The sequence below is a fragment of the Bacillus altitudinis 41KF2b genome, from assembly GCF_000691145.1.
Taxonomy (GTDB): Bacteria; Bacillota; Bacilli; order Bacillales; family Bacillaceae; genus Bacillus; species Bacillus altitudinis.
Genome location: NZ_ASJC01000015.1, coordinates 1 through 12,647 on the forward strand (window position 1 = coordinate 1; position 12,647 = coordinate 12,647).

Below are 12,647 nucleotides of genomic sequence, written 5' to 3' on the forward strand. Positions count from 1 at the left end.
AAAATAGTTCTCTTGTATTGTTGCTTGTATTCAGTATATCTTCTATTTGTTTGGCTAGGGTTTCGTCTGTTGATCCACTCACCACTAATTTGAAATGATTTGGATCAATGGTAAAAGTTAAATTGGCGTTTTTAGGAATGTTCAAACCATTGGTAGAAAACAAAGCTTGCAGTTGTTCGTTCACCTTTTGGCGATTTAATAGTTTCTTTTCTACACTTTCCTGGGTAGGATCGTACCGTTTTTCATTACGGAAAATAGCATCATTGAAGTCATATTGTCCACCTTTATTATTCCTTGCCCAACTCATTTCCATCGTATAAGCAGCTTCTCTCTCCACTTTAGTTAGATCACTTCTGAAATAAGAAGAGTATGGATTTCGATACTTATCATATATATGGCTCTGGGGATCTTTGAATCGTTTATTTTGTTCATTTATTTTTTCGTATTTTTCATCTAATATTTTCATTCGTCTATCAGATTCGGTCATCACTTCGTTTGTACTTTTAATAGCTGATTGGCTATTGAAGTCGGTAAAGTTCTGATTGTTTAGAGCAGTTGCTGCATTTGATGTATTGATCTTCACTTTGATACTCCGTAATTCACCTTTTGTCCAATGTCATATAAAGACCCGTTTTCATACCCAATAGATAACACCAAATCGGGAATAGAATCATACCCGTTCTTCGCTAAATCAAAGAGCTGTGCACCATAATGTGATGCAGCAATGCGGGCATTTTCTGCTGTGTATGGGTTTTTCAGAAGTTCTTCTTTGTAGATATCAAAAATGTTCGCTCCGGTATCCGTTACAAATTGACCGTTTACAATGCTTAAATCTTTTAAGTCGAAGCCTGTCACCGTTTTGATTTGATTGACAAGGTGGAACTTTGCAAGTGAATCCGGCGTGAATTGAGTCGAATCATCATTTCTACTTTTCATAATATGGAAAAATAGTTCTCTTGTATTGTTGCTTGTATTTAATATGTCTTCTATTTGTTTGATCAATGATTCATCAGTTGATCCGCTCACCACTAATTTGAAATTATTTGGATCAATGGTAAAAGTTAAATTGGCGTTTTTAGGAATATTCAAACCATTGGTAGAAAACAAAGCTTGCAGTTGTTCGTTCACCTTTTGACGATTTAATAGTTTCTTTTCGACACTTTCTTGGGTAGGGTCGTACCGATTTTCATTACGGAAGGCGGCATCATTAAAATTATAATACCCTCCTCTCCCATGGTTAGCCCAACCAATTTCCATAGAGTAAGCAGCATCTCTTTCTGGTTTGGTTAGGTCACTTCTGAAATAAGGAGAGTATGGATTTCGATACTTATCAAATATATGACCATGAGGATCTTTGAATCGTTTGTTTTGTTCATTTATTTTTTCGTATTTTTCATCTAATATTTTCATCCGTCTATCAGATTCGGTCATCACTTCATTTGTACTTTTAATAGCTGATTGACCTTTAGAATCTATTTGGTTCAGATTGTTCGAAGAACTGGCTGTATATGACGTATTAATATTCATTTTGATTCTCCTTTTTTAAGAAAATAGTGATTATTAAATATATCGGCAATTCAGTTAAAATTTGTTAGTTTAATGTCGATATAGTAATTATTACAAGGAGGGTTAATATATGACAAATACTATCTTTAAACGTTTATTATTACCAGCATTATTATTGGCGCTTGTTACTAGTTTTTTTGCACCTAAGTCAGCGGAAGCAGCAATTACCGGGAATAACAGTCCTAACACTGCAAGTTCAATGGGATATTGGAAAAATAGTCGTTCAGACACGACAATCTTACCTGAAGGTGAAAATGAAGCGTATTATCAGTTTACGATCAATAAAGGTGAAAGAGTTTATGTCAGAAGTTCGTATAATAAGCAATATACTGGGATGAAAATCGAGGTTTATAACTCAAAATATTCTGATGCGAAAACAGAAGTAATTAATCCTGATTCAGTAACACCCTTTATTTTTGCAAATACTGGTGACGTGACTTCAACTTCAGAAACTTATTTTGTGAAAGTAACCCGTGGTACATATACCGGAGACATGTATTTTTCTGTTTCCATTCAAGATCGTATCAAATCTGGAAATGGGACATTCAATTTTACGGGGACGGCTACAAACTTGGGGAATTCTTCTTTAAATTTTTTAGGGGTTGATTCTTCTGTCATTACAATGGATTTAACGAACAATTCTTCTATTCCTAAAAGTGCAATTGTCAAATCGATTACGACAACTAGCACTCAAACACCCAACCAAGGGAATGTCACACACAAACTAATGGCTAGTGATAGTAACATTTGGTATCAATCACTTTTCTCCTCTGCAACAAGTGGTTCTTATCGTATATCTCTGGATGATCAATTAAGAGTCGCTCAAAAATGGAGCTTTAAGTACAACGCAAAAGCTACCGCGAGATCTACTATGAGCAATGTCAAAGCCGATATCCGTTACGAATATGATGTCACAGATGGATTTTAAGTGAATGATGTTAACAGATATGTACACCAATTGATCAAAAAGTAAGGGCACATCCCTTACTTTTTTTATTGCCTCATTTTTGATGTTATATGTTATTTCGCCACTTTTAAAACAGCCCCTCCTCTTTCAACACGCTCTCTAGCAGAACCCCGACTGACCATTTCATTTTGTTATGAATGAAAATGTTAAAAAGAAGAGTAGTGTATTTTTGTATGAAAGGACGGTGCTTGGTATGGCAGAACTTCTCGATGACCGGCTGCCGACGCAAAATATAGAAGCAGAGCAGGCCGCACCAATGAATTGGGCAAAATTAACATTTATATAACTTTATGAACATTTGACTTTATAATTAATAACTATTATTATTTGGTGTGCTCACATGATAATTGAGAATCATTTTCATTTGAAGTTTTCAAGTAATACTCTCATCCAACCAATATTCACAAGTCTGCTTTTATCACCATATGAGGATCATTTTGAGGAAGGGAATTTTTATATATGTTGAAACACCCTGAAGGAATGGGTACTGAGAATTCACTTTTCGGAGAAAGCCGCCCCTTTTTTATACCTGGGACGGAGCAACTGGATATCACAGCACACCCATACAGACTTTTTATATTTAAACCGAATGCTACTCCTCCAGCGGCTGGTTTTCCAGTCATGTACGTACTTGATGGAAATTCGCTTTTTGGCACAATGGTCGAAGCCATTCGTTTACAGTCAAGAAGACCTGAAAAAACAGGAATCATACCTGCAATCATTGTTGGAATTGGCTATCAAACAGAAGAATCCTATCATCCGCTTAGGCATTATGATCTCACTCTTACCGCCCCTGATGCTTCCATTGGGAGGAAAAGAAAGGACTTCTCCAACCATACATATGGCGGCGCTTCTACTTTCTTTTCTTTTTTAGAAATGACGGTAAAGCCCTATATCGAACAACGCTTTCCGATCAACCAAAGTCGTCAAACACTGTTTGGGCATTCTCTTGGCGGTCTTTTTGTATTACACACACTATTTGAGCACCCTGATGCTTATCAGACATATATTGCAGGGAGCCCTTCTATCCACTGGAACAAAAAATTATTTCTAGAAAAAGAACACCAATTCACCAACTATATACGTCAGGTGCCTATGGATGTCAGGCTGCTTGTAGGTGTAGGTGAGTTAGAAAAACATCATCCATGTCAAATGAATGATCATGCCAATTCACTAGCAAATCGTATGTTGCCTTTATCGTCATACGGCTTGCATACTGCCTATCACGAGTTCCCTGAAGAAGGACATACGTCCGTTTTGCCGGTGCTGATGAATTATGCTTTTCGTTTTGCACTCTATCATGATGATCCTTTAACAACCACAGACATGAAAAAAAGCTAGTGAACACACGAAATATAGTGATCTATCTCAAAAGATTGCCCTTATCACAGGCGCAGGACGGACAACGAATGCAAGTATTTCTCTATACCCTACGCACCCTGATCTCCATCAGGGTGCTTTTTTGACAGAATAAACACACCATTTTCCAGCTCTTTCTGATACAATTCAATTGAGAATGTTTATCAATTAATAAGAGATCAGGTGGTTTTATGGGAAACAATCATCAATTATGTACAAAGGTAAATGCTGAACAATGCATTTATCGATTAACATATACTGAAAAAATAAATAATGCAGATCTTCCACATACGGAGCAGCAGTTGTCAGATACTTTCTGCCTCCTCTTCAACATAAGCGGCAGCGGTTTACTTACATTGAATGATCAAAGATGGCGATTGAAAAATCTGACACTCTATACGATGATGCCTGGGGAAACATTTATGTTGAAAACAGAGCCTTATCAAAAACACGAGCTCTATCTGTTTCGCTTTCAGATGTACACGCCGCAAGGTCAAAACATAGAAGAAGTATCAACTGAACAAGCCCGATCTTTACTGAATGTATGGCAATTTATCGATATTAGCTCGATTGAACAAATTCATTCTTTACTGTCCGACATGACAGCAGAATGGCAAAAACCTGAATCCATTAGCTTTTTTAGAAGCCAAACCCTTTTTCAACAGCTCATCCTGCAGCTTTTCACACTGCATAAAGAAGACATTTGTGACACAACACATGCCCTTTTCAAAACAAAACAATATATCGATCAACATTCCGAAGAACCTCTCAGCCTTACAAGTCTATCTCATATGGCTGGTATCAGCGCCAATCATTACAGCGAGCTATTTAAAAAGCATTTTGATGTGAGTGTCACTGATTATATCACCAAGAAAAGACTGGCTAGAGCCAAACAGTTCATGGCGAAAGGTCATGCAAAGCTCAAAGACATTGCACAGGACATCGGCTATCAAGACCCCTATTACTTTAGCCGCATCTTTAAGAAAAAAACGGGTATCACTCCTTCTGCTTATATGAAAAGCCGTCAACGGAAAATGGCTGCCTATGGCCATTCCATACTCGGGCAGCTCACACCTATTCATATCATCCCATATGCTGCCCCTCTTCACCCTAAATGGACAGCACATGATTTTGAGCATTATGCAGAAGAAATTCCGATCCATCTGAGTGCACATCGTATCAACGAGCACGCTGAAGCCAATTTACAGCAATTGAAGAAAGCACAACCTGAGCTGATCATTGCCAATGATCATGTGACAGAGGCAGAAAAACAAGCGTTGGGAACCATTTGTCCTGTTCACTTTGTTCCATTCACACAATTGGATTGGCGCACTCAATTCAGACAAACAGCTCTGTTCTTAAACGAAACGAGGGAAGCAGAAGAATGGCTGCTTCATTACGAAGAACTCGTTAATCAAGCGAAAAAGGAATGCGTTATTGATCATCCACCAAGAACCGTCCTGCCTCTTCGTATCTTTCAAGATCAGCTCTACTTATCTGTCAATCGCACCTTGTCAGAAGTAATTTTTCATGACATTGGCCTTCTGCCAGCTTTTCAGAATGATGGCCAGCTCATCGAAAAAAAAATCAGCATTCACTCTATACAGCAGTTAGACCCAGATGCCATCTTCCTTTTGTTGCATAAAGAACCAAAAACCCTTGCTTTTTATCAAAAATTAAAGCAACAGGAGGCTTGGCAAAATCTCAAGGCTGTGACGCAACAAGCCGTCTATCCACTCGCTTCTGACCCTTGGCGTGAATACACAGCAGCCAGTCATCAACGAGTCATTCAGGACCTTTTATCTTTTTTTCCGTAAAAAGTCCATCACTAGACAGATCATTGTCTATGGATAAAAGGACGAATGACTACTACAATCTTTAATTGAGAACAATTATCAGTTAAAGGAGAAAACAAATGAAAAAATGGTTTGCATTGCTTATCCTTTGTATCATGACGATCATCGCAGCAGCCTGTGGTGCTGCAGAAAATAAACCGGCTTCAAACACAACCAAAAGCAAGTCAGCTGAAGCAGCAGAAACAAATATCAAATACTTAGATCAAACGTACAAACTGAAAACACCAGTGAAACGAATCGTCATTGCTGGAAGCCTAGAATCGATGGAAGATGCAAAACTACTTGGTATCGACCCTATTGGTGCTTCTACTGTAGGCGGCACTTTCCCTGAATTATTTAAAGACATTACGGCAAAAACAGAAGGTATTGGGGAAAAAACTGAACCAAACCTAGAAAAAATCTTAAAACTAAAACCAGACGTGATACTCGGATCAACCAAGTTCCCGCCTGCAACAATTAAAAAACTAGATAAAGTCCAAACGACGATCCCAGTATCACATGTCTCTTCCGACTGGGAAAGCAACCTTTTATTACTCGGTGAACTGACTGGAAAAAGTGAAGAAGCGAAAAGCATCATTTCTGATTATCAGAAAGATCTCAAACAAGCGAAAGAAACCCTGAAAGACAAAAGCAACAACAAAACAGCTGTCATTTTACGCATTAGACAGGGCGACCTGTACGTGTACCCTGAAGACGTATACTTCAACTCTACTTTATATGGGGACTTAGGGTTTACAGCACCAAGTGATATCAAAAAAGCCAAAGCACAAGCAATGATTTCATTGGAACGCCTAGGCGAACTCAATCCTGATTATATCTTTGTTCAGTTCTCCCAAGAGGAAAACTCATCGAATCCAAATGCATTGAAGGACTTAGAGGGAAATAAAATTTGGAACAGCCTAAAAGCTGTGAAAAATGGACACATCAATGAAAATGTCGTTGATCCTATGCTTCAGGGAGGAACAGCACTAAGCAAAACAACCTTCCTTGATCAGGCTGTCAAATGGCTAGATCAAACCAACTAAAAAGATGCGCATCTTGACAAAGGGCTAAACATTTTAGTCCTTTGTTCTTCTTTTCAGCGGAGCTTGAAAACTTGAAGGAGAGAATACACATGAACGGAACGTTTCTATATGACGAATTGAACGGGCGGCAGCTTGATATTTACCTTCCACCGGACACCTCTATTGATGTTCCAGCTGTCTTTGTACAAGATGGCTCTTCTTTGTTTAGAACCCACCTGCTAGAGATCGAAAGCATGATTGAAGCCAAAACCATCTCGCCAATCATCATCGTCGGTATACACCCCTTCAATCGACTTGACGAATATACACCATGGAAAGCATCATCACTGCATTCTGGATTCCCTGACTTTAAAGGTGAGGCACAGACATATGTGTCATTTTTAGAAAATGACTTGCTTCCATATATCAAAAGAGAATACCCAGTTAAACAGACCGGTCATGAACATAGCCACGTAGGTGCTTCATTAGGTGGACTCTTTGCTATTTATACCTTATTCATGTACCCTGACCTTTTTAAAAACATCGCGTCCCTCTCCGGGTCATTTTGGTATCCAGATTTTCTATCGTTTGCTAAACAACAAAGCATTCAGTCTGTGGACCACCTTGTCTATTTGTCTGTAGGCAGTGAAGAAGGGAAAGGCAAAACATCTGCCCAACAGCACATGCCTTTATTCAACAAACAACTCCATGATCTTTTATTACAGAAAGGGATGCAGGAACGAAAGCTTCACTTTCACATTGAACAAGGAGAGGGCCACCATCTGAAACAATTTCAAAAAAATTTCTTATCGGCCATCAAGTGGTTTTATAAAAGAAAACCCAAATTTTTTATCAGCAAGTCACAAAGTCGATATGGTATATTGGAACGTATAGATTGAAAGAGGAGGGATTTGCGCATGAGACCTTTACAAATCTCAGCCGATACCGCACAAAAGCTTGCTGTATCACTCAATGTACCGTTAGAGCAAATCATGCATATGCCGCAGCACATCTTATTAGCTAAATTAGCGGAGCTTGAACAGAAGAAAGATCGTCCTTAAAGAAATAAAGGAGTTTACATTCATGGAACAACAACTAGAAAAATCAACATTTCATCCTCGCAGTACAGGGCAAACCATTTTGCTGATTGCTGGGATTTTACTCATTGCCTTTAACCTGAGGCCAGCCATTACGTCTGTTGGTCCTGTGATCGGTGCCATTCGTTCTGATTTACAGCTTTCAAATGGACTTGCTGGTTTCCTCACGACATTACCACTGCTCTCATTCGCATTGCTTTCTCCTATTGCACCTAAAATCGGAAAACGTCTTGGGAATGAACGAACACTTTGGCTTGGGCTTGCTGTCCTGCTCTTTGGGATTGTCATTCGTTCATTTGGTAGCATCACCTTTTTAATGATGGGAACGGCGCTAGTTGGCGTCGGGATTGCGATTTGTAATGTGCTTTTACCTGGACTTGTGAAACATAAATTCCCTGCACATGCTGGATTAATGACAAGCGTGTATACGACATCGATGTCCGTTTTTGCTGCACTTGCATCTGGTGTCAGCGTTCCGCTCAGTCATGCGATGCCTGGGGGCTGGAATACATCATTCCTTGTCTGGGCCGGACTTGCCCTTCTTGCGATGATGGTGTGGGCGCCGCAGCTTCTTCATCAGAACACAGCTGCTGTCAAAAGCATTTCGCTCAAAGAGCAGCCAATATGGCGTTCACGTGTCGCATGGCAGGTGACCTTTTTTATGGGCTTGCAATCATTCCTTTTCTACAGCAGTATCGCATGGTTTCCTGATATTTTGACATCACATGGCATGAACCTGGCGACAGCGGGATGGATGCTCTCTATTATGCAGTTCACTGGTCTGCCATCGACCTTCTTAACGCCCGTTTTTGCAGAAAAATTAAAAACGCAAAGACCGCTTGTCGTCGGCCTTGTCCTTGTGTATTTACTCGGCATGATTGGTCTCCTTCTCGGAGGGTCGACGCCTATTCTTGTCATCTCTGTGCTATTCATCGGCGTCGGACAAGGGGCCAGTATCAGTCTTGCCCTCACATTTATTGGATTAAGAACAACCAATATGGAACAAGCAGCTGCCCTTTCTGGAATGGCGCAGTCACTCGGTTATTTATTAGCCGCTGTTGGTCCATTCATGATCGGTATCCTTTTTGATGTGACACATACATGGACGCCAGCCATTATCATCTTTATCATCGTCCTATTTTTTATGTTTATATCCGGTATGCGTGCTGGACGAAGCGTCTATATTTCAGATCCATCATAAACAAAGGGGTAAAATGAACTTTATTTTAGCCCTTTGTCTTCTTTTTAGCGTGATAGAAAACCTTTGCAGTCTAGGAAGGACGAGTATCGGCGCGGAGCGAATTTGACATTCGTGAGCACCGAAACGCAGGACTGACACCGAATGCGATGGTTTGTCTACACGCTAAGAACCCGTCTCACGAGGAGACGGGTTCTTTTCTGTTTATGCTTGTTCTGTGACGTGCACTTTTAATGTTGCTTGTACTTCTGGGTGAAGCTTCACCGGTACATTTGTGTATCCTAGCGCACGGATGGCATCATTCAACTCGATTTTACGCTTATCGAGTTTGATTTGATGTTCTTTTTGCAATTTATCAGCGATCTGTTTGCTTGTAATCGAACCAAATAGACGACCGCCTTCACCTGATTTAGCAGTGAGTTCCACTGTCAGCGCCTCAAGTGTTTCTTTTAATTGTTTCGCTTGCTCAAGCTCTTGGATGGCATTCTTTTTCTCTTTGTTTTTCTGCCCTTCCAATGCACTTAGGTTCGTTGGAGTTGCTTCAACAGCTAACCCTTGTTTGATGAGAAAGTTGTGAGCGTATCCGTCAGCTACATTTTTGACTTCGCCTTTTTTTCCTTTGCCTTTTACGTCTTTTAGAAAGATGACTTTCATCTTTGAACCCCTCCTTCGAAATATTCGTCTATGGCAGCTTTTAACTTCTCTACCGCTTCTTCAATGGTTATACCATAAATCTGGGTCGCAGCGTTAGTCAAATGACCGCCGCCATCTAATGCTTCCATAATGATTTGAACGTTGATATCACCTAACGATCTTGCACTAATACAGACCGTATCGTCATCTCGCCTTGCGACAGCAAACGATGCTTCAACCTCACTCATCGACAAGAGAGAATCAGCCGTCTGTGCAATCGTAATTTGATCATAATACTCAGATCTGTCAGACGGCAAGGAAGCAATCGCTACCTGATTTTGATACAGCTCTGTATGCTGAATGAGCTTTGCCCGTTTGATGTAATGATCGACTGTCTCTTTCAAAAACTTTTGCACAAGGACAGGATCTGCCCCTTTTGCACGAAGGTAGGATGCTGCATCGAACGTTCTTGACCCCGTTCTGAGGGAGAAACTCTTCGTATCCACGATAATCCCAGCAAGAAGTGCTGTGGCCTCAATCATGTTAATCCGCAATTTCTTCGGCTGATACTCTAACAGCTCTGTCACCAGTTCTGCTGTAGATGAAGCATACGGCTCCATATAGACAAGTAAAGGATCACGGATAAATTCCTCACCACGTCTATGGTGGTCAATGACAACGACGTTTTCGATCTTATTTAGCAGTCGTTCTTCCATCACAAGCGACGGTTTATGTGTATCTACGACCACAAGCAATGTGTCATCCTTTGCAAGCTCCATCGCTTCCTCAGGCGTGATAAAACGGGACCAAAGTTCTTCATAATTCTTAATTTCACTAATTAAGCGTTGAACGCTATCCCCAATCTGGTTGGCATCAATGACGATGTAACCTTCTTTTCCATTCGCCTGAGCAACCTTTAAAATCCCGATCGAGGCACCAATAGAGTCCATGTCGGGGAACTTATGCCCCATGATCATGACATTACCGCTTTCAGATACAATTTCTTTTAAAGCATGTGAAATGACCCGTGCGCGTACTCGTGTCCGTTTTTCCATTGGATTGGTTTTTCCACCGTAGAATTTCACTTTCCCATTCGGCTGTTTAATCGCTACCTGATCCCCGCCTCGTCCGAGGGCAAGGTCAAGACTCGACTGCGCAAGTGCGCCAAGTTCTTTTAAAGAAGGAACAGACGCACCGATTCCAATACTAAGGGTAAGTGTGGCGCTATGTGCCCCTGTTTTCTCACGAACCTCGTCTAAAATGGAAAACTTCGACGCTTCAAGCTCTGCTAAGATGCTCTCGTTTAATACCGCCATAAATCGTTCAGATGAAATTCTTTTTAAGAAAATGCCGTATTCTTGTGCCCAATTGTTTAACAGCGATGTGACTTCACTATTTATCGCGCTGCGCACCTGATCATCGAGACCTTGTGTGACATCATCATAATTGTCTAAAAAGATATAAGATAACACCGTTCGTTCATTTTCATACTGTCTTTCAATCTGCACTTGTTCCGTGACATCAAAGAAATATAAAAGGCGCTCTGACCGTTTAATAATGACTTTGAATTTCCGGTCATTCAGCGTCACATTTTCTGTCTCAACCTCTTGTTTAATAAGAGGCACAATGGATTCAAATGTATCATACAAGGATCTGCCGACAAGTGTGCTTTCATGGAAGCACGAAGCGAGAAATGGATTGGTCCATTCGATATAATACTGGTCATTAAACAGCATAATACCAATTGGCATCTCCATTAATGCTTCTTCTCCAACCTTTTTGACTCGATAGGATAATGTTGAAATATATGAATCAATCTCTTTTTGCACCTGCGTATCTGCCCACTTTAAAAAGTAGAGCACACCCGCAAGGACTAAAAGACCAACCGCTCCTATGATCCAATTAAAATAAAGGTTGAGGAGGACTGTGATCACCGCAAGAACAATTAACGCGAAGATCGGATACTTGATGACAGGTTTTCGATAGAAGCTTGGCACTGATATCAACTCCTCAACATTCAGAGTGAATTATTTGTTTTTACTTTTTCTCTTAAATCAAAGCCTATGTCAGCAATCCCTATAATACGCACAATCACACCGATTGGCGGAAAGAGAATCGTCAATACGACGGCAAAAATGGGTACCACTTTTGAGATGTTTTTTTCGTGGCAATAATAGAAGATAAAAGAAAAGCCCTGAATAAGCACCAGTATAAATAAAATTTGAAAAGCACTCGTTTGCACGAGCGATAAAAAGCTGCCTTTCTCCGGCTGAATCAGCATCAAAAGCAGTGTGAGTAAATAATACCATACCATGCTTTTTGGCAGTCGCATATCCTTAAATTTCTTAAGAGCTGGCATGTCTGGAACAAACCGTTTGATCAACGGCCGCACAAACCAATGATTGACGAAAGACATCAGCGTGACAAAAATCAAAAGCGCTACAGGTAAAGAATTTAATGCCGTATCCTGCAATTCTCTAAACTGCTTGAGTTGTTTTGCTATGTCCTGATCAGAAGCGCCAGATTGTTTTAAGGTACTCTCTACCATCGGCATGATTTGGTCAATTGATTCCTTTGCAACACCCAGTATATCTACTTGAAACAGCTGGACACTGACAACAAAGTAAATGAGAAAACTGAATAAGTAGATCAGCGCACCCGTAATAATCGCCTGACCTGGCTGCCTCCTGCTGTAGAAAACACCCATACCTACTCCAACAGCAATCAGCATTGGCGCACTTAACAGCCCATTAATAGACCCAATTAAAAAGCTGATCACTATGCCAATAGCGCCAGCCGCAATTCCTTTTTTCAAGCCATGCCTGATTGTATAGAGAATGATCGGAATCGGAGCAGCCATGAAGAAAATAATGGCTAAAAGTGGCACATACAAATAAAACAGCGTCATTACCGCAAAAATACTGATCATGATAGCGCCTTCTACTAACGCTTTTGTTTGTTTCACAC

General features: G+C 40.3%; 12 protein-coding genes. 7 read left to right on the forward strand and 5 right to left on the reverse strand.

The window, feature by feature from the left end; genetic code table 11:
• On the reverse strand, nucleotides 1-583 hold a 583-nt coding region (locus tag BA79_RS16920; protein ID WP_155923907.1), incomplete at its 3' end, for a DUF4885 family protein.
• Nucleotides 580-1,527 (reverse strand): DUF4885 family protein, encoded by a 948-nt coding sequence (locus BA79_RS16925; protein WP_035704082.1) that lies wholly within the window; start codon nucleotides 1,525-1,527, stop codon nucleotides 580-582. The genes BA79_RS16925 and BA79_RS16920, both read right to left, overlap by 4 nt.
• Nucleotides 1,528-1,636: 109 nt before the next feature.
• Between BA79_RS16925 and BA79_RS16930 the strand changes: the two genes are divergently transcribed.
• The 7 genes from BA79_RS16930 (at nucleotide 1,637) to BA79_RS16955 (ending at nucleotide 9,050) form a co-directional block, all read left to right on the forward strand.
• Nucleotides 1,637-2,494, forward strand: coding sequence for a hypothetical protein (locus tag BA79_RS16930; protein WP_008347513.1), 858 nt, complete (start codon nucleotides 1,637-1,639; stop codon nucleotides 2,492-2,494).
• A gap of 498 nt (nucleotides 2,495-2,992) precedes the next feature.
• A complete protein-coding gene (locus BA79_RS16935) occupies nucleotides 2,993-3,874 on the forward strand; it encodes an alpha/beta hydrolase (RefSeq protein ID WP_035390120.1) in 882 nt (293 codons plus the stop codon).
• A gap of 209 nt (nucleotides 3,875-4,083) precedes the next feature.
• Nucleotides 4,084-5,709 (forward strand): ABC transporter substrate-binding protein, encoded by a 1,626-nt coding sequence (locus tag BA79_RS16940; protein ID WP_035704085.1) that lies wholly within the window; start codon nucleotides 4,084-4,086, stop codon nucleotides 5,707-5,709.
• Nucleotides 5,710-5,807: 98 nt separating this feature from the next.
• Nucleotides 5,808-6,773 (forward strand): iron-hydroxamate ABC transporter substrate-binding protein, encoded by a 966-nt coding sequence (locus tag BA79_RS16945; RefSeq protein ID WP_035704087.1) that lies wholly within the window; start codon nucleotides 5,808-5,810, stop codon nucleotides 6,771-6,773.
• A gap of 89 nt (nucleotides 6,774-6,862) precedes the next feature.
• Nucleotides 6,863-7,651, forward strand: coding sequence for an alpha/beta hydrolase (locus tag BA79_RS16950; RefSeq protein WP_035704090.1), 789 nt, complete (start codon nucleotides 6,863-6,865; stop codon nucleotides 7,649-7,651).
• An 18-nt stretch (nucleotides 7,652-7,669) separates the two neighbouring features.
• Complete coding sequence (locus BA79_RS19285; RefSeq protein WP_080987766.1) at nucleotides 7,670-7,813, forward strand: YycC family protein; 144 nt, start codon at nucleotides 7,670-7,672, stop codon at nucleotides 7,811-7,813.
• A 22-nt stretch (nucleotides 7,814-7,835) separates the two neighbouring features.
• A complete protein-coding gene (locus BA79_RS16955) occupies nucleotides 7,836-9,050 on the forward strand; it encodes a CynX/NimT family MFS transporter (RefSeq protein ID WP_017368453.1) in 1,215 nt (404 codons plus the stop codon).
• A 201-nt stretch (nucleotides 9,051-9,251) separates the two neighbouring features.
• Here the strand turns inward: BA79_RS16955 and rplI are convergent, their stop codons facing one another.
• The 3 genes from rplI to BA79_RS16970 are packed head-to-tail and all read right to left on the reverse strand — an operon-like array spanning nucleotide 9,252 to nucleotide 12,645.
• Nucleotides 9,252-9,701: a 50S ribosomal protein L9 gene (rplI, locus tag BA79_RS16960; protein WP_007497423.1), complete on the reverse strand. Its 450-nt coding sequence runs from the start codon at nucleotides 9,699-9,701 to the stop codon at nucleotides 9,252-9,254.
• On the reverse strand, nucleotides 9,698-11,677 hold the full coding sequence (locus tag BA79_RS16965) for a DHH family phosphoesterase (RefSeq protein ID WP_017359884.1): 1,980 nt from the start codon (nucleotides 11,675-11,677) through the stop codon (nucleotides 9,698-9,700). Before BA79_RS16965 ends, rplI begins: the two co-directional genes overlap by 4 nt.
• 20 nt (nucleotides 11,678-11,697) lie before the next feature.
• Nucleotides 11,698-12,645 carry a YybS family protein gene (locus tag BA79_RS16970; RefSeq protein ID WP_035704094.1) on the reverse strand — a complete coding sequence of 316 codons (948 nt, stop codon included), beginning with the start codon at nucleotides 12,643-12,645 and terminating at the stop codon, nucleotides 11,698-11,700.
• Between the last annotated feature and the right edge of the window lie 2 nt (nucleotides 12,646-12,647).

What these genes read in the sequence shown, in the direction of transcription:
- BA79_RS16925 (WP_035704082.1), bottom strand. Translation starts at nt 1,527, where the DNA reads ATGAATATTAATACGTCATATACAGCCAGTTCTTCGAACAATCTGAAC.
- BA79_RS16930 (WP_008347513.1), top strand. Translation starts at nt 1,637, where the DNA reads ATGACAAATACTATCTTTAAACGTTTATTATTACCAGCATTATTATTG.
- BA79_RS16935 (WP_035390120.1), top strand. Translation starts at nt 2,993, where the DNA reads ATGTTGAAACACCCTGAAGGAATGGGTACTGAGAATTCACTTTTCGGA.
- BA79_RS16940 (WP_035704085.1), top strand. Translation starts at nt 4,084, where the DNA reads ATGGGAAACAATCATCAATTATGTACAAAGGTAAATGCTGAACAATGC.
- BA79_RS16945 (WP_035704087.1), top strand. Translation starts at nt 5,808, where the DNA reads ATGAAAAAATGGTTTGCATTGCTTATCCTTTGTATCATGACGATCATC.
- BA79_RS16950 (WP_035704090.1), top strand. Translation starts at nt 6,863, where the DNA reads ATGAACGGAACGTTTCTATATGACGAATTGAACGGGCGGCAGCTTGAT.
- BA79_RS19285 (WP_080987766.1), top strand. Translation starts at nt 7,670, where the DNA reads ATGAGACCTTTACAAATCTCAGCCGATACCGCACAAAAGCTTGCTGTA.
- BA79_RS16955 (WP_017368453.1), top strand. Translation starts at nt 7,836, where the DNA reads ATGGAACAACAACTAGAAAAATCAACATTTCATCCTCGCAGTACAGGG.
- rplI (WP_007497423.1), bottom strand. Translation starts at nt 9,701, where the DNA reads ATGAAAGTCATCTTTCTAAAAGACGTAAAAGGCAAAGGAAAAAAAGGC.